This is a genomic window from Pseudochrobactrum sp. B5 (assembly GCF_001939785.1).
Lineage (GTDB): Bacteria > Pseudomonadota > Alphaproteobacteria > Rhizobiales > Rhizobiaceae > Pseudochrobactrum > Pseudochrobactrum saccharolyticum.
Genome location: NZ_MOYL01000002.1, coordinates 411,712 through 436,085, shown reverse-complemented (window position 1 = coordinate 436,085; position 24,374 = coordinate 411,712). Strand labels below are relative to the sequence as shown.

At 50.3% G+C, this 24,374-nt stretch carries 20 protein-coding genes and 2 tRNA genes; 9 read left to right on the top strand and 13 right to left on the bottom strand.

The features are described from left to right. Nucleotides 1–792, top strand: coding sequence for a heme ABC transporter ATP-binding protein (locus BKD14_RS08660; protein WP_075655240.1), 792 nt, complete (start codon nt 1–3; stop codon nt 790–792). A gap of 163 nt (nt 793–955) precedes the next feature. On the opposite strand, the gene rirA is transcribed toward BKD14_RS08660, so the two are convergent. Continuing rightward, nucleotides 956–1,420: an iron-responsive transcriptional regulator RirA gene (rirA, locus tag BKD14_RS08655; protein ID WP_022712105.1), complete on the bottom strand. Its 465-nt coding sequence runs from the start codon at nt 1,418–1,420 to the stop codon at nt 956–958. Nucleotides 1,421–1,664: 244 nt separating this feature from the next. Beyond that, complete coding sequence (locus BKD14_RS08650; protein ID WP_022712104.1) at nt 1,665–2,123, bottom strand: YbaK/EbsC family protein; 459 nt, start codon at nt 2,121–2,123, stop codon at nt 1,665–1,667. Between the two features lie 217 nt (nt 2,124–2,340). On the opposite strand from BKD14_RS08650, the gene BKD14_RS08645 reads away from it, so the two are divergent. From BKD14_RS08645 to BKD14_RS08635, 3 genes are all read left to right on the top strand, one after another. After that, nucleotides 2,341–2,430: transfer RNA gene (locus BKD14_RS08645), tRNA-Ser, on the top strand. Nucleotides 2,431–2,716: 286 nt separating this feature from the next. Beyond that, the gene (locus tag BKD14_RS08640; protein WP_075655238.1) at nt 2,717–3,415 is read left to right on the top strand and encodes a hypothetical protein; all 699 of its coding nucleotides are present in this window, start codon (nt 2,717–2,719) and stop codon (nt 3,413–3,415) included. Between the two features lie 111 nt (nt 3,416–3,526). Then, nucleotides 3,527–3,931, top strand: a complete 405-nt coding sequence (locus tag BKD14_RS08635) for a hypothetical protein (protein ID WP_139316369.1) — start codon at nt 3,527–3,529, stop codon at nt 3,929–3,931. 733 nt (nt 3,932–4,664) lie between these two features. On the opposite strand, the gene BKD14_RS08620 is transcribed toward BKD14_RS08635, so the two are convergent. The 7 genes from BKD14_RS08620 to BKD14_RS08590 all read right to left on the bottom strand — a co-directional run bounded on the left by BKD14_RS08620 (nt 4,665) and on the right by BKD14_RS08590 (nt 11,592). After that, nucleotides 4,665–4,997, bottom strand: a complete 333-nt coding sequence (locus tag BKD14_RS08620; RefSeq protein WP_075655230.1) for a cupredoxin domain-containing protein — start codon at nt 4,995–4,997, stop codon at nt 4,665–4,667. After that, a complete protein-coding gene (locus tag BKD14_RS08615) occupies nt 4,994–5,515 on the bottom strand; it encodes a DUF4142 domain-containing protein (protein ID WP_075655785.1) in 522 nt (173 codons plus the stop codon). Before BKD14_RS08615 ends, BKD14_RS08620 begins: the two co-directional genes overlap by 4 nt. Nucleotides 5,516–5,597: 82 nt before the next feature. Beyond that, nucleotides 5,598–6,293, bottom strand: a complete 696-nt coding sequence (locus BKD14_RS08610) for an RNA polymerase sigma factor (protein WP_075655228.1) — start codon at nt 6,291–6,293, stop codon at nt 5,598–5,600. A gap of 85 nt (nt 6,294–6,378) precedes the next feature. Then, nucleotides 6,379–7,707, bottom strand: a complete 1,329-nt coding sequence (locus BKD14_RS08605) for a HAMP domain-containing sensor histidine kinase (protein WP_075655226.1) — start codon at nt 7,705–7,707, stop codon at nt 6,379–6,381. Further along, nucleotides 7,704–8,366: a response regulator transcription factor gene (locus BKD14_RS08600; protein ID WP_075655224.1), complete on the bottom strand. Its 663-nt coding sequence runs from the start codon at nt 8,364–8,366 to the stop codon at nt 7,704–7,706. Before BKD14_RS08600 ends, BKD14_RS08605 begins: the two co-directional genes overlap by 4 nt. 100 nt (nt 8,367–8,466) lie before the next feature. Next, the gene (locus BKD14_RS08595) at nt 8,467–10,131 is read right to left on the bottom strand and encodes a phosphoethanolamine--lipid A transferase (RefSeq protein WP_075655222.1); all 1,665 of its coding nucleotides are present in this window, start codon (nt 10,129–10,131) and stop codon (nt 8,467–8,469) included. 171 nt (nt 10,132–10,302) lie between these two features. Further along, the gene (locus BKD14_RS08590; protein WP_075655220.1) at nt 10,303–11,592 is read right to left on the bottom strand and encodes a DUF308 domain-containing protein; all 1,290 of its coding nucleotides are present in this window, start codon (nt 11,590–11,592) and stop codon (nt 10,303–10,305) included. Between the two features lie 218 nt (nt 11,593–11,810). Between BKD14_RS08590 and BKD14_RS08585 the strand changes: the two genes are divergently transcribed. Then, nucleotides 11,811–12,935, top strand: a complete 1,125-nt coding sequence (locus BKD14_RS08585) for a vWA domain-containing protein (RefSeq protein WP_075655218.1) — start codon at nt 11,811–11,813, stop codon at nt 12,933–12,935. A 310-nt stretch (nt 12,936–13,245) separates the two neighbouring features. On the opposite strand, the gene BKD14_RS08575 is transcribed toward BKD14_RS08585, so the two are convergent. Together BKD14_RS08575 and BKD14_RS08570 are read right to left on the bottom strand one after the other, a co-directional pair. Further along, entirely contained in the window at nt 13,246–13,839 is a 594-nt protein-coding gene (locus BKD14_RS08575) for a histidine phosphatase family protein (protein WP_075655781.1), read from the bottom strand. 98 nt (nt 13,840–13,937) lie between these two features. Then, on the bottom strand, nt 13,938–14,987 hold the full coding sequence (locus BKD14_RS08570; protein ID WP_075655216.1) for an LLM class flavin-dependent oxidoreductase: 1,050 nt from the start codon (nt 14,985–14,987) through the stop codon (nt 13,938–13,940). Nucleotides 14,988–15,496: 509 nt separating this feature from the next. Here BKD14_RS08570 and mprF point away from each other — a divergent pair. Next, nucleotides 15,497–18,142 carry a bifunctional lysylphosphatidylglycerol flippase/synthetase MprF gene (mprF, locus tag BKD14_RS08565; RefSeq protein ID WP_075655214.1) on the top strand — a complete coding sequence of 882 codons (2,646 nt, stop codon included), beginning with the start codon at nt 15,497–15,499 and terminating at the stop codon, nt 18,140–18,142. Beyond that, entirely contained in the window at nt 18,139–19,536 is a 1,398-nt protein-coding gene (locus BKD14_RS08560) for an AcvB/VirJ family lysyl-phosphatidylglycerol hydrolase (RefSeq protein ID WP_075655212.1), read from the top strand. The genes mprF and BKD14_RS08560 overlap by 4 nt, the downstream gene beginning before the upstream one ends. Nucleotides 19,537–19,953: 417 nt before the next feature. Here BKD14_RS08560 and BKD14_RS08555 read toward each other — a convergent pair. Both BKD14_RS08555 and BKD14_RS08550 read right to left on the bottom strand, forming a co-directional pair. Continuing rightward, nucleotides 19,954–20,039, bottom strand: a tRNA-Leu gene (locus BKD14_RS08555). A gap of 226 nt (nt 20,040–20,265) precedes the next feature. Beyond that, a complete protein-coding gene (locus BKD14_RS08550) occupies nt 20,266–20,967 on the bottom strand; it encodes an SDR family oxidoreductase (RefSeq protein WP_075655210.1) in 702 nt (233 codons plus the stop codon). Nucleotides 20,968–21,291: 324 nt separating this feature from the next. On the opposite strand from BKD14_RS08550, the gene ade reads away from it, so the two are divergent. Both ade and ilvA read left to right on the top strand, forming a co-directional pair. After that, nucleotides 21,292–23,031, top strand: coding sequence for an adenine deaminase (ade, locus tag BKD14_RS08545; protein ID WP_245293618.1), 1,740 nt, complete (start codon nt 21,292–21,294; stop codon nt 23,029–23,031). After that, nucleotides 23,028–24,284, top strand: a complete 1,257-nt coding sequence (ilvA, locus tag BKD14_RS08540) for a threonine ammonia-lyase IlvA (RefSeq protein WP_075655208.1) — start codon at nt 23,028–23,030, stop codon at nt 24,282–24,284. The genes ade and ilvA overlap by 4 nt, the downstream gene beginning before the upstream one ends. Nucleotides 24,285–24,374 lie beyond the last annotated feature (90 nt).

Below are 24,374 nucleotides of genomic sequence, written 5' to 3'. Positions count from 1 at the left end.
ATGATAGAAACAAAAAATCTGGCCGTTCAGCTCAGCGGCAAAACCATTCTGAAAAATGTTAATATCACTGCCAAACCCGGTGAGGTGACAGCCATTGTCGGGCCGAACGGCTCCGGCAAGACTACGCTGATCCGTGCGCTTTCCGGCGATCTGCCTTATACGGGGCAGGCGCTGCTTGATGGCGCATTGTTTGAAACCTATAAGCCCTGGCAGATGGCTGAACGCCGCGCAGTGCTTCCTCAGAATAGCGCTTTGTCCTTTCCGTTTACTGTGCGTGAGATTGTTAATCTCGGCCTGACAGGCGGCCGTTCCGGCCTGACAGCAGCGGAAGAAATCCGTTTGCCGGATCAGGCATTGGAGCTGGTCGATCTGAGCGGTTTCGGCGGCCGTTATTATCAGGAGCTTTCCGGCGGAGAACAGCAGCGCACGCAACTCGCGCGCGTGCTCTGTCAGGTATGGAAACCGGTGCTCGATGGTCAGCCACGCTTCCTGCTGCTGGATGAACCCGTCTCCAGTCTTGATATCCGCCATCAGATTGTGGTGATGGATATTGCCCGTAATTTTGCGGCCAAAGGCGGCGGTGTCATTACGATTCTGCACGATCTTAATCTGACAGCCCTTTATGCAGATCATGTTGTGATGGTGCATAATGGTGAAATAGATGCCAGCGGCTCTGTCGCAACCACACTGACCAATGATCGTTTGCTGCGGGTCTATGAATGTCCGTTGCAGGTTGGTGTCGCACCGCCTGCCGGTCAGCCTTTTGTGCTGCCGCATTCGGTATTCGGTTAAAATAAAAAAGCCCTGAAACTGATGTTTCAGGGCTTCTTAAATTCTTGGATAAACGGGATTAGAGCGGTTTACGTCCGGATTGAATCATAGTGCTCACTCTAGATTCTTTATTTGGTCGCATTATCACGGGCGTCAAGTTGATCCAACTTGACTGTGAAATGTTCTAGTGTGCCGCAGCGACTGCGCGAACTTCCAGCTCATCAATACCCAGCAGCTTGCGTACATTCGGCCGTGCATCAATCAGATCCTGAATGCTGTATTTGCCAAGCACTGTGAAGAAAGCATTCAGTGCTTCGCGCAAAGCAGAATTCAGCGCACAGCTGTCAATCAGCGGGCACTCACTATCACTGTCGAAGCATTCTGCCATCGCAAAATTATCTTCAGTCACACGCACCACATCAAACAGCGAAATTTCCGCAGCAGGGCGGGCGAGTTTCACGCCGCCATTGCGTCCGCGCACTGTTGTGACAATGTTGTTTTCAACGAGCGGCTGCAAAATCTTGAACAAAAACAATTCCGAGACCGTATAGGCTTTGGCGATTTCAGCAATACGGCTGAGACTGCCTTCATTTGCTGCACAATACATCAGCATCCGAATAGCATAATTGGTCTGTCTGGTAAGACGCATTTCAGGTCCTTTCCCGCAGCGTATCAGGGCGCTGCTAAAAACATGAGCGCAGTTTAGAACTATTCTGAATAAATATGAAGTCCTGTTTTGAAATTAAAGTCACTAAAATTAATCATGTTTTAGTGATTTTGCACAGCCCTTGTTTTAAAGTCACATTCCGGTGAGCGTTTACAGGCCGTGATTATGGTTTCAGCCGAAGCGAAGCTGCTGATTCCGCAAGAGATTTCCAATATCTGTCAGAGGCTTACTGACATACATCCACCCATTTTGCATTGGTCAGTTCGGCCAGACGATGCGGATTAATTCGCACAGCACTGTTAACAGCACCGGCCGCAGGCAAAACCTCTTCAAAGGCTTTTAGCGATACGTCACAATAGATTTTCAGATGTTCCGCAACACCGAAAGGGCAGACCCCGCCGACAGGATGACCTGTGGCCTCCAAAACAGAATCAAAATCCAGCATGCGCGGCTTGTTCTGAAACTGATCTTTGAACTTGCGGTTGTCGAGCCGTGCATCACCGCGGGCAACAAGCAGAATAATATCTTCACCAAGTTTGAGTGAAAGTGTTTTGGCGATTTGTGCAGGCTCCACATTATGAGCGGCAGCGGCTTCAGCAACTGTTGCAGTGCTGGTTTCCAGCTCAATAACCTGCACATCCGGTGCTTTTTCAGCAAAAAAGGCTTTCACAGTTTCAAGGCTCATGAGATTTCCTGTGCGCTTTCGTCAGAACAGTCACATCAAAGAGGAATGGTTCTGAATTTCTGGATTGCCCGCATGATGGTACAGAACATCATGTGGTCTCAACAATTATTTGCAAACAAGCACAATAATTTAAGCGGAGGCGATTGACGAAACGACAAGAGTGCCTGTATGTAGCCTTCATTCGCCATCACAGTGCGTTTCGGGCTGATTTGCCTGAGGAGGGGTGGCCGAGTGGTTTAAGGCACCGGTCTTGAAAACCGGCGTGCGGGAGACCGTACCGTGGGTTCGAATCCCACCCCCTCCGCCATTTCAGTACAGAACAGAGCACTGCTGAACCGGTCAATTTCCCGCTACTTACTACAACAAATATCCGCAATAGCTCGTCTTTCGCCCCCTTTATGAACACCTCGCGCTCGGCAATATCGACGCGCTGCGCTTGTTCAGTTCGACTGATATGCTCGCCGCGCCTTGATTGAACAAGCATAGTAGCGATAGTGCCTGCCAGCACTTTTGCGTTGCGCTAACATTTTTTTTGTGGTCCGTTGCGAGAAGTATTCGATGTGCTGCATGCACTTAGCGGGAGCTGTAAGAGTTTGGCTGTAATTTCGATCAACGCTATTTCGTCTGCGCGCCACCATATCACCGATGCTGGATTTATTGTCCGCGGCACCTGCGCGGCTGCCTTGGCTCTTGTGGCTGTGTCTGTCGTTACACCGGCTCAAGCCGCAGGCTCGGATCAGCCTGCACTCAACCCGGCACCGTCGCAAGGCTATGAATTCACAGTCACCCTTGCTGAAGCTCCCGGTCCATTCAAAGTCGTCACCGCCGGTGCTCAATATGATGCTGAAAACTATGCCCGCTGCGGCAAATTAATTCGTCTGGCTGGCACAATCTCCCGTGTTACCAGCCATCAGGAAATCAAGCTGACTAAAATATCCGACACGACCTATCGAGGCATCGTCTATGCCGACCAGCTCATTGATGAAAGCTATTACGGCCGCGATGTCTGCCACTGGAAACTGACGAATGTCAGCGCATCGTTCAAGGCGAATGCCGACAATGTCAGTACAACCCATATTATGAGCCTTCCTGCGAAACTCATTGCCGCTGAAGGCACAGATACCCGGTACTTTTGGGAGGGCTACTACCCTCGCGCCAAAATGGAACGCTTTCGCGACTTCGGTGACGATTCCCTTAAAGAGGCTGTCAGACGCGAGCATGGAGATGAGTTTTTTTCGATTACAATGTCAGCCAAAAAGATATCCGCGCAAATGCCCTACGAGCTGGATTGAATCCCTTTACAACCCGATGCCTCTGGCACGGAATCAACATCAGTCTGGCAGATCATTATCATTGGAGGTTCTATGTTTAAATGCACTGTAATAGCGACATCGCTGGCACTCATGATCATACCGGCTCTTGCTCAGAACGAAGAAAACAATCACGCAGGGCGCTATGAAAGCGAAGGAGGGCAGTCCCTCACAGCCGACCTGACCCATCTCTCTGGCAATCGCTATTCGGTCGAACTTTCCACGACAGTCCCCATCAGTGGCGAGCGGCCCGGTTGCGGCGGCGGTCTCAAGGGGGAAATCGCTATCGAGGCCGATGCAGGAACGCTATCGATTCCCAATGAGGGTTTCATCGCATCAGAAGCCGAATCCGTACTAAACAGCAAACTCTGCAAAGTGAACTTCAAATTCAGCGATAAGTATACGTTGCAAATCGAAGAGGGCTCCGGCTGTACCTTTTATCATGGCGCAAGTTGCAGCTTTGATGGCACCCTCGTGCACGAAGCCAGCGGGATCTAGCTAGATTGCGATTCATTAATTGCCCTTTCCAGAAAGCTCCCTGCGGTTATAACCGTCCGCATCTTGAGCAACACTTGCGTGCTCACTTCCTGCGCTGTCCTGGTGGTAGTTGTTTGTCAATGAGGTCAATATGAGAATAGTCATGGCTATTTTTTTGTTTTGATCGTTACCTCTTATGCCAATACACAACATCGCATGACAACCCTTGATCAGGACAGAGCGGACTGCACCCGTTTGGGTTGGCGATTGGAGGTCCAACCGAAGGAGGTGTACTGCCATCTTTCAAATGGCGAAGTACGAGACGGCCTGGATTTCATTCTTGACTAGTGACTAGCTAATCCACCTTCGAGCATCACTGCCCTAATTCGGGCTCTGCAAATCTCCTTGCAGACAATAATCGAAAGCGTGGAGCGTGTCGGCCGCAGACCGGTTTTCCCAGAACGAGGGTGGAAGACACGCTCTCGACCCTGCTCAGAGGCCATGTTGAGGACCAGAGAGCCGTTCTTGTGCTCCCGCAGCCCTTTTTTTGATATGGCTATTCAAATCTCCCATGTTTTTCGCCCTCAGACTTATTGTGAGATTGGTTTCCAACGCAGCTATGGCCGGATCAGGCCGTAGCCCTCCAAGAGCCTGTAAGACATTAAGAGTTATGGCAGTGGCCGCCAAGCAGTGCAGCCACTGCCAGTACATATCGCAATGACTCTGCCGGTTTTATTCCGGCAGGGGTATTTTTCTAACTCGACACCGTAATCTTGCCTTTCATATTGGGATGAAAGCGGCAGTAGTAATCGACCGTATCGTCAGCGGTAACGATGTGAGTTGCTGCTTTGCCGGGCGGGATCATCACCTCCCAACCGCCTTTAACAGTGGCAGTGTGGGCAAAAGGATCCTTATTTGTCCATTCAATGGTCTCACCGGCTTTTACCGTGATTATAGCTGGCACAAAGGCCAGCTTTTCAATAACCACGTGGACGGTGCCGTTATGGGCGCGAGCCAATTGTGTTGCGGCGAGTGTCGCCGCACCGGCAGCGAGTAGCTGCCGTCGGTTGAGAAGGAGCGCGGTCATTTCAGGCTGGCCGCAACATGTTCGGCATGCTGTTTATGGCCTTGAAACAGCTTCAAACCGGTTTCCAGCAGGCCTTTCAGCTCTGCATTCTGAGCAGAAGGGATCAGCAGCGTTTCCAGTGCGCCATTCACCTGCTTGTGATAGGCGACTTCATTATCGATATAAGCCTTGTCGAAGGCAGCTCCCTGAAGCTTATCTAGCTTGGCGCGTTCTTCTTCACCCGCTTTGGCCAGTGACTGGCTGGTGGCATTATCTTCCGGCGTTACATTGAGTTTTTTGACGAGCGCCAGAGCCATTTCATTGACGGCTGCATGGTCTTTCTGCATCGATTCCGCGAAGGCTTTAACCTCAGGATTCGTCGTTTTTGACAGTGCAAGCTTGGCCGCTTCAATATCGATGGCACCGGCACTATAGGCGATATGAGCGATCTGAGGATCGGTCGGTTTGTCAGCAGCCATCCCGAGCGAGCTGGTGAATGCAAGGGCGGCAGTGCCGAGTACAGCGATCAGAGTTTTCATCGGACTCTCCTTGGCGCCGTTTTGTTCAGCGCCTGTTTCGGTTGACACTACATTTGATGTCAGCCCGCCGGAGAGGTTCCCGTTATTTTTCGAGACTTAGTTTTGTAATCACGGTTTCAGTCAGCCGGGCGCAGCGCATACCGGCAAACGGGAAAGCGTTGATCAATATCGGCCCGATCTGTTCTTCAAGCTGCATGCGGATGAGTTTTCTGGCGCGGTGCAGGCGGGTCTTGACCGTAGCGACCGGAATATTGAGCGCAGCGGCAGTTTCCTCAGCACTCAGCCCCTCAATGACGCGGGCAACGAAGACAAGGCGGAAGCTTTCAGGAAGCGCATCAGTGGTTTCCTCGACGAGAGTGAGAAGCTGGCGCTGCGCCATGATACGCTCCGGATCGGCAGTGGTGGAATGGGAAAGCGGAAAGGGGATAATCTCTGCATCCATATATCCCGCTGCTGGCACGGGATATGTGACAGCTGTGCGCTTCAGGCGTCTTTGTGCCCGAAGTCGCATCAGTGCCGCGTTGAGCGCGATACGCGACAACCATGTCGAGAGCGAAGCACTGCCTTCAAATGTATCAAGATGGGTAAAGGCGTTCAAATAGGCTTCCTGCAACACATCTTCGGCATCCGCATTATTGCGCAACACCGCGCGGACGAGCCGGTAGAGGCGTTGGTTATGCGTCTTGATGATCTGACGGACGGCTTCCGTTTCTCCGGCGGCAGCGCGGGAGACGAGAGCCGCTTCTTGCGGTTCGGCGGCGGGCAGCAAAACGGACATGAATTTTCTCCTCTCAGAGACTATTGGATGCCGGTTGTTCCATAAGGTTCCGCAGGTTTCACAAATTTAAACATCATTCAGCTTGTCAGAAGCTGAGTATAGCCTCAAAACCGTTTTTCTGCCCGCTTGGCGGGGAGGAAAATTGCAGGCGGGCGTGCATCTGACCGGCAATTTCAGTGGCAATGGGAATACCAAGTCCTGAACCCGGCGCTGCAGTTGTGCCGCGGCCAAATCTTTTCTGAACACGCAGTAATTCTTCAGCAGTAAGGTTCTTGCCACTATTTATGATGCGGATCGTACCGTTTTTATCGGCCTGAATGATAACCGGTTCATTCTGCGCACCATGAAGCAATGCATTTTCAAGCAGGTTCCTTATGACAATAGCAAAGGCATCTTCATTGACCGGCTTCATCAGACTGGCTTCAGCATGGCGTTGATAAATAATCCGGTCATTGGAAGCCATTTTACGCTGAAATTCCTCCACCAGAAGATCAAGGACACTCAGGAGATTCACCGGCTTATCGGCAAGCGCTATATTGGCTTCTGCACGTGCCAGCTGCATCAGTTTTTCAACCAGTCGTTTCAGTTTTTGCAGCGATGATTCGATCTGTTCGACCCGCGCTTTGCCCGATGCGCTTTTCACTTCTGTCATCAGCAATTGCGTATGCGCCAATGCACCGGCAATCGGCGTGCGTAATTCATGGGCGCTGTTTGCGGTGAATGCCCGCTCTGCTTCAAGAGCGGATTGCACGCGTCCCATCAAAATATTGACCGAATGCACGATCGGCTGAAGCTCGATCGTCAGTCCTTCAGCTTTTATCGGTGTCAGATCTCCGCTGTCTTTCTCGGATATTGCCTGCCGCAAATCGCCGATAGGATTAACCGAACGCCGCGCAACAAGGCGGATAATATAGAGGCTGAGCGGCACAAGCACGAGGATCGGCAGCAGCAGGGCAAGCGCACCTTCATTGATGGCTTCGCGCCTGTTTTTCATCTGATCCGCGACCTGAACAAAGATCGTATTATCGGCTGCGGCGACAGTATAGTAGCGCGCAGTGTCATCCTCCCAGAAACCCTCAGCTAATGGCGCAGGGAAGGCACCGTCGATAATATCCGAGGAGTGAACAAGGATTTTGCCGCTGGCGTCTCTGGCCTGATAGGTCAGATATTGGCGGGATGAGGATTGAGCGCCGTTGTCCAGCGACAGAACTGCACCGGATTGGTCACGATGCATAATGTCGTCGACGATGAGCGGTGTCAGCCGTTCGGTGGTTTCCTGCAAGGCACTGTCAAAAATCTCTGCAAATTCGTCCCGCATCACCAATATGCCGCCGACAGCGGCGACGACCCAAAATGTCACCACAGCTGCAGTCACAGAAAACATGAGACGTCCGATGAGGCTGGGAGACTTCATGTTCTGTCCTCAACTTTGTAACCCACACCACGCACCGTACTTATCCGGTCATGACCGAGCTTTTTACGCAGGCGGCTGATATAGACCTCGACTGTATTGCTCTCAATTTCCGAGCCGAAGGCGTAAAGCGCTTCTTCAATCTGTGCTTTGGAAACAATAGCACCGGAACGGTGGAGCAGACATTCCAGCACTGCCCATTCGCGTCCCGAGAGGATAATTTCACCCTGCGGGGACAGGATATTGCGCTCGGAGATTTTGATTTCGAGATCACCGACATGCAATACCGATACGCTGTTGCCGCCATATCTTCGTGACACAGCCAGCATACGTGCGGTCAGCTCATCGAGATTGAACGGTTTCACCAGATAATCATCTGCGCCTGCATTCAGCCCTTCAATACGGTCTGATATCTGGTCATGCGCGGTTAATATGATAACCGGCACCGGATTATTGGCGCTCCGCAAATCTTTGAGAATAGTGAGGCCGCTGCCGTCAGGGAGACGCAGATCCAGCAAGATCAGGCCATAAGCAACGCTTGTCGCAGCCAATGCCGCATCTTCAGCCGTCTGCATCCAGTCAACAGCATGACCGCTTGCCAGAACATGATCGCGCACGGCCTGACCAAGTGTATCATCATCTTCAACAAGAAGAACTCTCAAGCAGCAATCTCCGGCGGATAGTCTGAAAACAGGCAGGGTGATGGATTATCCGCAGACAATCCGTCACCCTGTAACCGGTTTCAAGTATATAATGTGATTTCTATCTGCGAACAGCCACAGAATTAGCAACCTGCGGATTTGTTTGCCCGTTCACGCGGCATGAAGAGAGCGTATCCAGAGCCGGAGAATAAACCTGTGTTTTCACCTGCATCAGACCGAGAACTGTATGGAACAGCTTGTCATGAGATTGCGGCTCGGTTGCTTCTTTCGCGAGACAATCCTGCCTGATTGTGGCTTTGGCATCTTTTCCGAGCCACAGCACATAAGGCACGTGAGTCTGTTGTGACGGTGCTACAAAATAGGGTGCACCATGGAGATAGAGGCCAAATTCACCAACGGATTCACCATGGTCTGACATGTAAATCAGCGAAGTATCGAGCTTGTCCTGTTTGTCGCGCAGCCGGTCAATAACCGATGAAATAATATGATCCGTATAGGCAATACTATTATCATAGGCATTGAGAATTTCTTCGCGGCTGCATTTTGAAAATTCAGCACTCTGACAATCCGGTGTAAAACGGCGATATTCATCAGGATAACGCAGATAATAAGCCGGACCGTGGCTGCCAAGCTGGTGCATCACCAGCACCGTGTCCTGTGTTATGCCGGACATCCATGTATCAAGCTTATCCAGAAAAATCCCGTCCAGACATTCTCCGTTTTTACAATATTTCGGATTGTCTGATGTCGACAGCGCTTCACTTGTCACGCGATCAGCAACAGATTTGTGGCCTGTATTATTATCCCACCACTCCACATGCACACCGGCATGTTTCAGCACATCGAGCAGGTTTTCCGTCTCCAGACCCTTCTCATGGGTGTACTCATCGCGTGTGTAAACCGAGAACATACATGGCAGGGATACCGCTGTGATGGTGCCGCAACTGCTGGTATCGGAAAAATAGGTGATATCCTGACGGGCAAGTTCAGGATTGGTATTTTTCTTATAGCCTCCGAGGGAAAAGCTTTCGGCACGGGCAGTTTCACCTGCAATAACAATCGTCAGACGCGGTTTTCTATTGCCTGAAACAGCATTGGCAACCTTGGCATCCGTACCGAGCGGCTGCACGATAATATTCTGATTTTTACCGGAGCGGATGCCCAGCTTGACAGCATTGCCAATCGGCATCACCGGATTGAGCGTTGCAATCCATTCCTTATGTTCGCGCCCCAGCGAGGTAAAGGTGCTGGCATTCAGCATGAAAAGTGCGGCTGCAGCAAACAGCGCAGGAAAGATAAAAGCAGAATTCTGCTTCACTTTTTGCAGGAAGGAACGGTGCTCGATTTTTACCCATAAAATCAGCAGGGAAGGCAGAATACCAAATATAACAACATGGCGTATGAAGCCGAAGCTGATGAGATGTCCCGCTTCGGCATTGGTTGTGTCGATCGCACTTTGCAGCATTTCCACATCAATGATGGTTCCGAACTGATCGATGAACCATGATGCTGTGGCCGAAACCATAATGAGAAAAATAAACAGCGGTTTGGTGAGATATTTCACGGAAACAGTGATGCAAAGCGCTGTTAACAGGCAGAATATGCCCGCAACAAGAGCCAGAAGCGCGCCGGTTGGCAGCAACTCCTCTGAGCGGTGCCAGAATGTTGCATTGTTTACTGCGGTAAGATAGCCGGCTGTGATGATGCTTAAGGTTACGCTCTCGATATGCGGGCGGCGCAACTCTGCCGGAATATTCAATGCCATGACTCGTCGTCCTTGAAGTTCTGTACTTTGGACAAACGAGTGAATGGTTTTCCTGACAGGAACCTGAACGCGACTTTCTCTGATCGCTAAATGAAAGTCTGATCTTCGCAAAAAATAAAACGTGCCGGTACTTTTGCTCCGGCGCGTGCATATCCAATATATGCCTGCGTTTTATTCTGATCTTGTTTTCAGGAATATTTTAGGCACCCAGAAACCGGGTTTCGGGTCAACGATGGCACTCAGCGCACGGGCATAATCAAGAACGAGACCCGGTGTCCATGCCATGGTTTCTGCGCGCTTGCGCATCATGCTGGCAGCCCAGAGTTCCGGATAAACAATCGCACGGAATGCTGAGAAGACCGGCCAGCGTTTATTCCGGTATACACCTTCCAATGCGGCATCCAGAGCATCAGCCACTGCGCTGGAACAATTGCGGTTTGTCAGATTATAGGTATTGTCGGCCTTATAGGTCTTCCAGAAAGCACGCAGCTTATCTTCATCAATATTATTGATAACCACCTGTACCGTAGACTCGCACCAGTCTGCGGCCTCCGATTTATAATCAGGTAAAAATCTGCCTTCGATATTATTATCGGCAGTGGCGCGCAAAGTGCGGCTGAACTCATTGGGAGAACGGTCAATTTCTACTGCCGGATAATGACTGATATAAACATCAGGCACCAGCTCCAGAGCCGCATGGCCGGTGGAGATAACACCATTGGCATCAACAGCAGCAATATAACGGCTGATCGCGCGCTGGCGCAGTGGTGTCATGGCCGTACCGGTTGGTGTCCAGACATGAACGATTAATTCGCCGCGTTTAGGGTTTTTCTCATCCGTTTCATGATGCGCGGTCATTGCCGAGAGCAGGCTGCTGCGGCCGAAAAGACGTGAAAGCGGCGCACCGGCTTCAAGACTATGGATGCGAAGCGCAACATGGATAATACCGAAGCTGGTGAGCATAATAACAGCGCCGACATTGGCGCCGACAGTGCCTTCATACCAGGTCGGCCATGGCTGCAAGGTTGCAACGGCCAGAATAAGTTCCAGCACACCACCGGCAATACCGGCCTTCCAGCGCGGATAGCGCACAACCCACGCGCTGGCGATACGCATACTGCCGTCAACGAGAAAACACAGGCCGAACACCATGGCCAGAAAGAAATTGCTGGCGGCACTGGAAGTGTAAATAAGAATACCGACAGCGAATAATGCAATCCCTTGCACTATGCGCATCTGTCTGGCTGTGCCTTCGCTACCGGCTGCGGCAAGCAGGCTGAGAGCCGCTTCCGGCACCAGAAAATAAGCAAAAAGATACGGGCGGAGCAGGGTATCTCCGTCCAGTGCATCAATCAGAATAGCAAGGCCGACAAGAAGCCAGAGAACGCCGATGACGAACAGTGTTTTCCAATGTCTCTGGATGATTTCACGACCCAGAAAAAGAAACAGAATACGTATCATGCGTTGATCTCGGTTGTTCTCTTGTAATTGTCATAGCGGCGCTTTTATTCAGTTAAGCGCGAAGAATTTACTATTACATTTAAAATTGTACAGACAGCTAAATAAATATTACAAAAAAGAATAAAAAACCTGCGGGTCATAATATTGTCCGGTCAGGCTCCCAATTATGCCTCATTCCGCCGCAAAGCATAGGCATCGTTTATTCTTCGGGGAAAATAATGGTTCGTTCTTTGCGCGCTTTCGGAAAAACACTTGCTGCCGGTCTTGCTGTCACTGCATTGGCTTCACCGGTTTTTGCAGCCAGTAATGATCAGAACCAACGTATTGAGGTCGCTTTTGTACTCGATACAACCGGCTCAATGGCCGGCCTTATTGACGGTGCCAAAAAGAAGATCTGGTCGATTGCCAATACCATCATTGATGTGAATCCCGATGCGGATATTCGTATGGCACTCGTGGCCTATCGTGACCAGGGCGATGAATATGTCGTTAAATCCTATGATATGAGCGCGGATGTGCAGGGACTATACGGCAAGCTGATTAAGCTTGAGGCAGACGGCGGCGGCGATACACCCGAATCCGTCAATGAAGCGCTGGATGAATCTGTCCGCAAGCTGCAATGGACTAAAAATGATAATACCAGACGGATCATTTTCCTTGTCGGAGATGCGCCGCCGCATATGGATTATCCGAATACATGGCAATATCCGCAAATTCTGAAACGTGCGAAAGAAGATAAAATCACCGTCAATACAATTCAGGCCGGTGATGATCCTGACACGACCAAAGTCTGGCGGGAAATTGCCCAGCTCGGACACGGGCGTTATATAGAAATTCCGCAGGACGGCGGTAATATCACTGTTATGGAAACGCCGTTTGACAACGAAATTATCGTTGTTCAGCAAAATCTTGATAAAACCGTGATTGCCTATGGCAGTTCAAAAGTTCAGGCTGAGCTTTTCAGCAAGATGGATGCAAAATCTGCCGCTCCCGCAGCTGTAAAGGTTGATAATTCACGCTATTACTCGAAAAAAGGCGGCGCTAAAGAGGTTGTAACCGGCGGCGGCGATCTTGTGGCGGATGTGCAGAATGGCAAGCAAAAACTGGATGCCGTGAAGGATGAGGAGTTGCCGGAAAATATGCGCGGCAAATCCGGTCAGGAGAAACAGGCAATTCTCGACCGCAATGCGCAGGAACGCACGAAATTTGAAGGGGAAATGGCAGGCCTCATCAGCAAGCGTGATGATTATATAGCCAAGAAAACAGCCGAGCTGAGCAAAGACAGCGGCGGAGATTCATTCGATACAGTTGTTAAGGAAACTCTGGTTGAACAGCTGAAATAGTATACGGATTTTGGCACTCTGTTCATAGCGGACAGGGTGCCTCGTGCTGTAAGCATTTTATAAATACATAAGCGGTGAAAGCCCCAGAAGCAGGCCGGCAACGGCGATACTACTGCGCCAGTAAAACACGCCCCATAGGCCGGTAACTAAAGCGATTGGCGCCGTAAAAACGCAATATATAATCGCATAGCCGTCATTTCCCGCGCCAAAGAAGACCAGATAATAGAATATAAAGGCCGTCAGCGCGCCGAAAATCACGGATATGATTGCAGACAGGCACCAGTTTTGTTTGCGCGAGGGGGGGGCTGGCTCATATGTCGTAAGCAATCCGCTCAATAGTCCCGTTACCGGATAATCCGAACAGAACATCCTGAGGGACTTCAAGTTTCAGCGCTTCATTTTTTGGGATATTGGCATAAATACTGCGAATTATCCGGCCGGTCACACCATGCGAAACGATAATTTTGATCTGAGCCTTATATTCTTCAATAGTGGTCAGCACGTCTTGAACGCGGGCGGACATATCTTCAAAGCTTTCACCGTCAGGAGCGTGAAAGAACCATTCGTGGCGTTCCAATCCATCACGGGCATTCGGCCATTCCTGCTCTATTTCGTAATCCGTAAGACCTTCCCATGAACCCATACCAATTTCCATCAGGCGCGGATCGAGTATGATTTCATCCGGTTTGCCCAGTTTTTCGGCGATTATTTTTGCAGTGCTATGCGCACGGCCTAGCGGGCTGGAAAAGAGAGCAATATCATCGGAGATGATGTTTTTGCGAAGAGTTACACCTGCAGCAGCAGCCTGACGCAATCCGAGCGCGGTTAGCGGAGAGTCGATTTGTCCCTGCCAGCGTGCGGCAGCGTTAAAAATCGTTTGGCCGTGACGAACTAAATAAATCACGCTGCTTTGCTCCTGAGTCCAAGGCTGTTTTGTTTTCGCAGTGATGAGAATACTCAAAAATAATCCCTCAAGCCATCGCTGGCTTGAGGGATAGTTTTTTAGCCGATTATATCGCCGGTGACAGGGCCTTCCCAGTTCGGTTTCCAGCCAAGGGCAGGAGCCACATATTTGGCAAAAGATTCCAGCATATGCAGGTTATAATCCGGCCCAAGCTGGTTCGGAATTGTCAGCATAAGAGTATCAGCCAGTGCAATGGCGCGATCATTCTTCAGCTCTTCAATCAGCCGGTCCGGTTCGGCAGCATAGGTACGGCCGAATGTTGAACGGAAACCGTCAATCATACCAACCCCGTCATATCTTTCAGATGCATTACCAAAATAAGCGGCATCCTGTTCGTTCACAATCGGGAAGATGCTGCGACTGACAGAAACACGCGGAGCGCCGGTATGACCTGCCGCACGATAGGCTTCGCGGAAACGAATAATCTGCTCCGCCTGAAGCTCATCAAAAGGCATTCCCGCATCTTCCGTCAACAAAGTAGACGACATCATGTTCAGGCCTTGTTGTCCTGTCCATTCAGCACTTTCACGGGTCGCAGAACCCCACCAGATATGATCGCGCAACGTAGAAGAACGCGGTTCAATCGGCATCATCTGACCGCCGGTCGTGCTGCGTTCGCCCGGTGCCAGTCGTTCGCCGTCAATTGAACGCATGAACAAATCGAATTTCGTGCGTGCAATATCAGCGCCGCGCGGATCCGTTGAACCGGTATAGCCAAAGGTTTCGTAACCGCGCACCACTGTTTCCGGTGAGCCGCGACTGATCCCCAGTGCAATACGTCCGTCTGCGAGAATATCGAGAGCGGCAGCTTCTTCAGCCAGATATAGCGGGTTTTCATAGCGCATATCGATAACACCGGTACCGACTTCGATATGTTTTGTCTTCGCCGCAATCGTCGCCAGCAATGGCATTGGCGATGCCTGCTGACGGGCAAAGTGATGCACGCGGAAATAAGCGCCGTTCACACCAAGCTCGTCCGCACCAACGCCGATATCAACGGCTTGTTTCAGCATGTCACTGGCTGTCCGCGCCTGCGAACCTTGTGCATTCACATAGTGACCAAAACTTAAAAAACCAAAAGCTCTCATAGAGTTACTCCTGCCGCTCAAGCGGTTTCAATAGCAATTGGTCTTGATATAGTATGCGGGTGGAAGAGGCGCAAAGCTTGCAAATAGGACACTGTGTTCATCATGTGACCTATAGTGAGGAGAAATCCCTCTCATTGCGTTGTTGGTCATTTTTTGACCTGATGTCTTGATACCTGATTATAGGCAAGAGGCATTTGCAAGGGATAGTATTCTTGCTGGATCTACCTCATGTATTGTTACAGCTATTTGAAATGGGGTTCGAGTAATTCTTGTAGCTAATTAGCAGACTGGCATTTTATCCCCCAGCAAATTGATATCATTTGTGGAAGCTATGAATGCATTAGAAATGTTTCATAGCTATACACACGGCCGGAGTGAGTACGAATATTGGCTTTATCGTCCTTACTCTGAGAGTTTTCCGTGGTTTAGCGCACGTTGAAACTTCACCACAAATTTATCATAATCTGCGCCGTAATATCCGCCCGTTCTCATGGCGCAGGCAGCGATAAATGACGGCTCCGAATGATAAAAAACAACACGCACATTCCGAAACAACACTGCAGCCTGAAGGGGTTGCGCAGTCATCCCGACGCTTTGACCTGATAAAGCGCTATCAGCATTTTTTCTTTCCTGTTGCCGGTTTCGTTGTCGTTCTGCTGGCAATCTATGTATTGGAAAATATGCTGCAGAATACGTCCCGTTCGCAGACAATGGCGGCGTTTCATACGATTTCATGGCAAACAATCAGCCTTGCCGTATTTTTCACAATGCTCAGCTATGCCGCTGTTGCACTATATGACGTGGTTGCAGTCGAGACGATTGCTCCGGGGCAGATTCCAAAACGTCTTGCAGCGATTGCAGGAGCGGCAGGCTATGCAATCTCTAATGCGCTTGGTTTTTCACTGCTTACCGGTGGTGCATTGCGTTACCGTATTTATGCAGCGGAAGGTATCAGCCTTGCCGATATAGGAAAAATAGTCGGCACATCGTGGTTTGCCATCTGGTTCGCCCTGATTATCATGGTTGGCGCGGCACTGTTGATTGACCCTCAGGACGTGCCCTGGCTGTCCGCTTTTGACAGCCGTATTGATATTGTGGCCGGACTTGTCATTCTTGGTGGCATCGGCTGGCTTATTTACTGGCTGTCACACAGCGAACGCCATATCAGGATCGGCACTTTCAGCCTGCGCTTACCGGATTCCAAAGGCGCTATGGTTCAAATATTCGCCGGTCTGGTTGATGTCGGTGCCGCAGCTGCTACGCTTTATGTGCTGATGCCGGATGGCGCGGTCCCAAGTTTTGCGGTTTTTGCGATTGTTTATGTAATTGCGGTGGTGCTGGGTATTGCCAGTCATGCACCCGGCGGGCTTGGTGCTTTTGAGGCAACAATCATTGCCGGTCTTGGCCTTGGCGGCAATCCGGAAGCCATTGCAGGCTTACTTGCCTATCGCGTTATCTATACGGTCTTGCCATTGGTTACCGCGGCAGCCGGTCTGTTATTCTGGGAGATCATGCGCCGCCGCCATATGCTCGGCAAGCAGGCACGACTTGCCAAACGTCTGGTTGAGCCGCTGATACCGGGACTGAGCGCCAGTATTATTTTTCTGGGCGGGATTATTTTGCTGATTTCCGGAGCCACGCCGGATAAGCGCTATCGTGTGGAATTGCTGTCTGACATTGTGCCGGAATTTCTGGTTGAAATGTCTCATCTGGCCGCGAGCTTGGTCGGGGTTGCCTTGCTGATTGTTGCGCGGGGGCTGGCAAAACGGCTGGAGCGTGCATGGCTGGCGGCATTGCTGCTACTTTTAAGCGGCGCTGTTTTCTCCCTTTCGAAAGGGCTGGATTGGGAAGAAGCTGTTACGCTTTGTCTTTTTTCTGTCGTGCTCTGGGAGTTTCGCGATTCATTTTATCGTCGCCCGATCACCGGTAGTTTTGAGCTAAGCTGGCATTGGATTGTGACAGTCGGCACAACATTGCTGGTTTCTACATGGCTTGGTTTCTTTGTGTATCGCCATGTCGAATATTCCAGTGATCTTTGGTGGGATTTTGCATGGAATAGCAATGCGCCACGTTTTTTGCGTGCCACAGTACTGGTTTTCGCTGTTGTCGCTGCTTTTGGTCTGCATACATTAATCAACCGTCATAGCCAGCGCAGACAAAATACCAATCATGATATACCTGAAGCCGTGCCTGCTTTAGTTGCGGCCTGTCCTCATACGGATGCGGCTCTTGCTATGGTGGGGGATAAACAGTTTCTCCTTGCACCTGACGACAGTGCTTTCATCATGTATGCGCAGTCGGGCGGCAGCCTGATTGCATTGGGTGAACCGGTTGGCCAAATCTCTACGGCAAAAGAACTGGCATGGTCATTTCACGCTTTGGCGGATCAGCAGGCATTACGCACAGTGTTTTACGGAGTGGGGCCGCAAAGTCTGCCATTGTTTCTGGATATGGGATTGGTAGCCCTTAAGCTGGGTGAAGTGGCGCGGGTGGAATTGGCGGATTTCTCTCTTGAGGGCGCACGGCGTCAGCCTTTCCGCTATGCAGATCGTAAAGTCAGTAAAGACGGGTTAGTCTTTGAAGTTATTTCTGCAGCAGATGTACCGCCTTTGTTGCCGCGCTTGCGTGAGATTTCTGATGCCTGGCTGGAGTTTAAATCCGGAAGTGAAAAAGGCTTTTCACTCGGATATTTTGATGAAGATTACCTCAAGCGATTTGATCTGGCTGTGCTCCGGCAGCAAGGGGAAATCGTTGCTTTTGCCAATTTATGGCGCGGTGGTGACAAATACGAAATTACCGTCGATCTGATGCGTTATATGCCGAATGCGCATAAATTACTGATGGATGCGCTCTTTGCCAAATTGCTGATCTACAGCAAAGAGCAGGGTTATAAATGGTTTAATCTCGGAGCAGCGCCCCTGTCAGGCTTAAGTGGCAGCAGGCTTGCTTCCCGATGGAACCGGTTTGGTTCATTTGTCTACAAACGTGGCGCAGATCTTTATCATTTTGACGGGTTAAAGGCGTTTAAGGAAAAATTCGAACCTGTCTGGACACCGCATTACATGGTTTGCCCCGGCGGATTTGAAACGCCGCGCGCACTTTTGGACGTAACGAAACTGATTAACGGCAGTCCGCTGGAGTTTATTCGCAAATGAAAGCAAAACGGCTTGTGGGACTCTTCGGATTACTGGTGCTGATTGCAGCAGGTATCTATTTTTCTATGCATCCGGGCAAAGTGCTTCGTTTCTGGGCAGGTCTGACTGTTTCGGACAAGCCGGTAACGCATGTAAGTGCGGAGCGGCTGTCAGAGATTCCTGTTTATATGCCGAAAGGCGATCCGGCAGGGCTGGCGATTATTATCAGCGATCTTAACGGAGGCGGCGATCGTGAACGCCGTTTTGCCGATGCGCTGCTGGCACGCAACCTGATTGTCTTGCCGGTTGATCTCCGGCAATGGCGTGCAGCACTCGATAAAGAGGATGGTGAATGTAATTATCTTGATTCAGACTTTGAAGCGATCACCAAAGAGGCTCTGCGTGCGCTGGATCTGAATGTTTATTTTCATCCTGTTGTAACCGGTATCGGGCAGGGGGCGACGATTGTTTACGCCGCTGCATCTGATTCACCCGATGCTACAATTGCCGGTGCTGTCGGAATTGATCCCGTGCCCGCCCGTACCCGTCTGCCATCCTGTACCGAACAGGCGCAGGCCAGCAAAACGCCGGACGGCGGTTTCACTTATGAATATGGTAAGGAGCTTCCGGTTTCTGCTTTGCTTGTTGCAGCAGGAGGCTTGCAAGCCAACCAGCCGGAAGCTGCACGCGAACAGAATATTGCGATATTGCAAAATGTGCCTGATCCGGATCAGCGTTTACGCGTGGCCGCTGATGAGGTGTTGTCAATGGCCGGGCAGGATGCTCAAAATGCAGCTATGCCGGTTGTTGATTTACCTGCACGTGGCGGCAAAGCAAAATATGTAGCGGTTTTTTATTCAGGAGACGGCGGGTGGCGCGATATTGATAAATCTATCGGGGAGTGGCTGCAGACGCAGGGTGTGCATGTGATTGGTGTGGATTCTCTGCGTTATTTCTGGAGCGAACGTAAACCCGAGGATATTGCGCGCGATACAACAGCTTTACTGAAGAAAGCAGATCCGGGCGGAAAGTTACCTATAGCGGTTCTGGGCTATTCATTCGGTGCTGATACATTCCCTTTTGCATGGAAATATCTTGATCCGGCACTGCAAAACCGGATCAGAATGGTAGGCTTACTGGGAGTCTCAACCACAACATCTTTTCAGATTTCCGTTCAGGGATGGCTCGGTTTTGAAGGGGAACAGAAAACGCTGCCGGCTATTCTTTCCATACCACAGGATCGGGTCGTCTGCGTCTATGGTGAAGATGAAGAGGATACGGCTTGTACTGCGGATGCTTTAAAAGGTGCGGATATTATGAAAATCAGCGGCGGGCATCATTTTGACGGGAATTATGAGGCACTCGCCCAAACATTGTTACAGAAAATGCAGAAACTTGCAGCAGTGTTGGAATAATAAATGAAAAATGCACCGCAGATAATATACATGACAAAAGTACATTTATTATATCGATAAAATAATGAGAGAATATTTCGCTGATTAAACAAGATATCTTCATGATTAATATGGTTAAAACAAAGAAGTAATGTTTCGTATATTCTTTTGCAATTCAGAGATGCGATTACCACTTAATGATAAAATATCCAAAATGACAATATAGTCTGTTCGCGTATAACTGGCGCTTGATATGTTTTAGACCAGCAGTAAGATTTTACACAAATTACAGGCGGAAACCTCTGACTGGTTCGACAAATAATAATTTATACTGAAAACAGCGCGTTATCAGCGCAAGTTTTGTCATTGAGAGAATAATGATATCAGAACGCGCAGAACGCTTAAAAAAAATAGCACCAGCTAAGTCATTGAAATAGCTGGTGCGGACGGCGGGACTTGAACCCGCAAGCTCTAAGAGCGGCAGATTTTAAGTCTGCTGAGTTTACCGATTTCTCCACGTCCGCAGTGCAAGATGTTTTATGCACCTGAAACCTGCCTTTTGATCCGTGATTTGCTTGCGGAAGTCAAGGCGCAGATTGCGTGCTGAGTGAAAAATCTGCCGGAATATCACTCGGCATAAATATATTTTGCAAAAATCAATATTGATTGAAATCAGTAATTTAGTCTTGTGCAATTCACGTCACATAAGAGAGGCAGCGGCCGGACTATACCGGCCGCGGCAAGATATTCTTAAACTGAACGCGTAATGCCGCCATCAACGCGGATATTCTGGCCGGTAATATAACCTGCGCCATCAGACGCCAGAAATGCGATGGTTTCGGCAATTTCCTGTTCGGTGCCATAACGCTGCATCGGAATACGGTCTTTGAATTCCTGCTTTTCCGGCAGGCTGTCGATAAAGCCCGGCAGAATATTATTCATGCGGATATTGTCAGCAGCATATTTGTCGGCAAACAGCTTGGTGTAGGAGGCGAGACCTGCACGGAACACGCTGGAAACCGGAAAAGCCGGATCAGGCTCAAAGGCTGCAAAAGTCGAGATATTGATGATCGAGCCGCTTTTTTGCGCCTGCATGATTGGCGTTACCAGTCGCACAGAGCGCACCACATTCATGAAATAAACATCCATGCCGCGATGCCAGTCTTCATCTGAAAAATCCAGCAAACCGCCACGTGGCCCGTGGCCCGCGCTATTCACCAATACGTCTACGCGACCCCATTTCTGATGTGCGCTGTCGATAAGCTTTTGCAGGTCATCATTAGACTGGTTGCTGCCGGTTACGCCGATGCCGTCATAGGTCTTTGCCAGCGCTTCACCTTTGCCAGATGAGGATAAAACTGCAATTTTATAGCCGTTATCCGCCAGTTTGCGTGCTGCCGCTGCGCCCATGCCTGAACCACCGGCAGTAATAATCGCTACTTTTTCGTCCATATTCTATCGCTCCCGATTTGAATTTTCCTGAAGCTGCCATGAAAATGCTTTTGCTGTAAAGTATTATATAGTCAGTGTTATAATAATTATTGTGCCGTTTGAGAGACGCGGCTTAGCTGTGTAATCCGATGAGATAATTGCTTAAACAATCAAAACAAACTGGTAATTTCCGGCTAAACTTGGCAAAACTGATTTTTGCCTGCGCCGGATATATTTATGACCGGTCATGCCATGGAGGCCATCTTGTCATCATCAGATCTAAAAAAGTCAAAAACTGAAATCAAATCATGGGCAGCATCTGCGCCTGTTCTGGTTGATGTTGCCATGGGGCGCAAACCGGCCGATCTGGTTGTGCGCAACGGTCGTCTGGTCAGCGTTTACTCTGGTGAGATTGTTGCGGGCATTGATATCGCTATTGCCGAAGGGCGTTTTGCCTATGTCGGTCATGATGCAACCCATTGCATTGGCGCAACGACTAAAGTGGTTGATGCTGAAGGGCGCTATCTGGTGCCGGGTCTGTGCGATGCACATATGCATGTCGAGAGCGGCATGGTGACTGTGACAGAATTTACCCGTGCGGTTGTTCCGCATGGCACGACCTCGATGTTTATTGATCCGCATGAAATCGCCAATGTGCTGGGTCTTGAGGGTGTGCGGTTGATGCATGATGAGGCAATGGCTATGCCGGTCAATGTCTACGTACAGATGCCGAGCTGTGTGCCTTCTGCACCGGGGCTTGAAAATGGCGGCGCGGAAATCGGTGCGGCAGAAGTGCTGGAAGCTATGAGCTGGCCGAATATTATCGGTCTTGGTGAAGTGATGAATTTCCCCGGCGTTGCCAATAATGATCCGACAATGCGCGGCGTGATTGATGCCACCATGAATGCAGGCAAGACAGTTGGCGGCCATTATGCTTCGCCTGATCTTGGACGTGCATTCCATGGCTATGTGGCCGGCGGCCCTGAGGATGACCACGAAGGCACACGTGCGGAAGATGCGATTGCCCGTGTGCGTCAGGGTATGCGCGCAATGCTGCGCCTCGGTTCCGCATGGTTCGATGTGGCAACACAAGTCAAAGCCATTACCGAGCAGGGGCTGGATTCCCGTAATTTTATCCTCTGCACTGACGACAGCCATTCTGGCACGCTCGTGCATGATGGTCATATGGATCGTGTTGTGCGCCATGCGATTGCGCAAGGGCTGAAACCTGTCACCGCGATCCAGATGGCGACGATTAATACGGCTCAGCATTTCCGCTTAGAGCGCGAAATCGGCTCTATCACACCGGGTCGCCGTGCGGATTTCCTGATCGTGTCTGATCTCTCGGCGCTGACGATTGAGCGCGTTTACGGACGCGGTGTGTTGCTGGCTGAGCAGGGCAAACTGGTCGCGGAAATTGCACCTTATAAATATCCTGCAAAAGCAAAGAATACGGTAAAGCTTGGTCGTAAGTTTTCTGCACAAGACTTTGATATTCAATCACCAAAGCCAACTAAAAATGTAACGGCGCGCGTTATCGGCGTGATTGAAAATCAGGCGCCGACCCGTGCATTGGAAGCCGAACTTTCCGTGAGTGACGGCATTGTGCAGATGGATCGCCGCAATGATGTTTGCCAGATTGCTCTGGTTGAGCGTCATCGCGGTTCAGGACAGATTACCAATGCTTTCGTGTCCGGCTTTGGCTATACGCTGGATTGCGCGCTGGCATCGACCGTTGCCCATGACAGCCATCACATCATCGCTGTCGGCACCAATAAGGAAGATATGGCGAAAGCCGTTAATCGTCTGGGTGAGATCGGTGGCGGCGTGGTGCTTTATTCCAAGGGCAGGGAACTGGCCTGTGTGGAAATGCCGATTGCCGGACTGATGTCTGATGAACGTGCCGAGATCGTTGCAGCAAAAGCGGACAAGCTGGTGAAAGCCATGGCTGCGATGGGTTGCACATTGAATAATGCCTATATGCAGCACTCGCTGCTGGCTCTTGTGGTGATACCGGAACTGCGCATTTCCGATATCGGTTTGGTGGATGTGCGTAGCTTCGAGAAAGTTGATTTGTTCCTATGAGTGATTTTATACAATCGGTAAAACAGGCTACGCAGCAAATGCGCGGCCTGTTCGGCGAAACACCTTTGCTGCGTAATGATTATCTGTCGCGCAAATATGGTGCGGATATCTGGCTGAAGCGCGAAGACCTGACGCCGGTACGCTCCTATAAAATCCGTGGTGCATTCAACTTTATTTCTGCCGCGATTAAAAAAGCCGATCCGAATGCGGTTTTTGTCTGCGCGTCTGCGGGCAATCATGCGCAGGGTTTCGCCTATGTCTGCCGCCACTTCGGCCGCAAGGGCGTGGTCTTTATGCCGGTGACAACACCGCAACAGAAGATCGACAAGACCCGCGCTTTCGGTGCCGAGTTTATCGAAATTCGTCTGGTCGGCGATATTTTTGACCAGTGCTATGCCGCCTCGCAGGATTATGCCAAGGCCGAAGGCGGAGTGATGGTGCCGCCATTCGATCATATGGGCATCATCACCGGTCAGGCATCGGTTGCGCAGGAAATTTCCGAGCAATTGCCGGAAGGCAAAATCCCCGATCTGATGATGCTGCCGGTTGGCGGCGGCGGTCTTTCTGCCGGTGTAACGCTTTATGTGAAAGCGCTTGGCTGGCCGACAGAGTTTCGCTTTGTCGAGCCGCAGGGTGCGCCAAGCCTCAAACTCAGCCTTGAAGCAGGCAAGCGCGTCAAGCTGCAGACTGTTGATAATTTTGTTGACGGTGCGGCTGTTGGTGAACTGGGCGCTGAGAATTTCAAAATTCTCAAAACCTATCCGGCATCATCCGTTATCAATGTGCCGGAGAACCGTCTTTGCGGCACGATGACGGAAATGCTCAATGTTGAAGGCGTGGTGCTGGAGCCAGCCGGTGCTCTGGCGATTGATGCGCTGAAAGATTTCAAGAAGAGTGAACTCAAAGGCAAAACCATTGTTCTGGTGGTTTCCGGCGGTAATTTCGACTTTGAACGTCTGCCGGATGTGAAAGAACGTGCGCTGCGCTATGAAGGGCTGAAGAAATATTTCATCTTCCGCTTCCCGCAGCGTCCGGGCGCATTGCGCATGTTCCTCGATCTGCTCGGGCCGGAAGATGATATTGCTCGTTTCGAATATTTGAAAAAATCGGCACGAAATTTCGGTTCTGTGCTGATTGGTATCGAAACCAAAGATGCTAAGAATTTCGCTGTCCTTGATAAAAAGTTTAAGGAAGCAGGCTGGGCCTATCAGGATATTACCGATAATCAGGTTCTGGCCGATTTCATTATCTGATACTATTTTAAATAGTGTCCTATGTTTATTTGCATAGGACACTGTTGTTTATTTCATTTGCTTTTTGCAGAGAAAGCGCCCATATGCAGC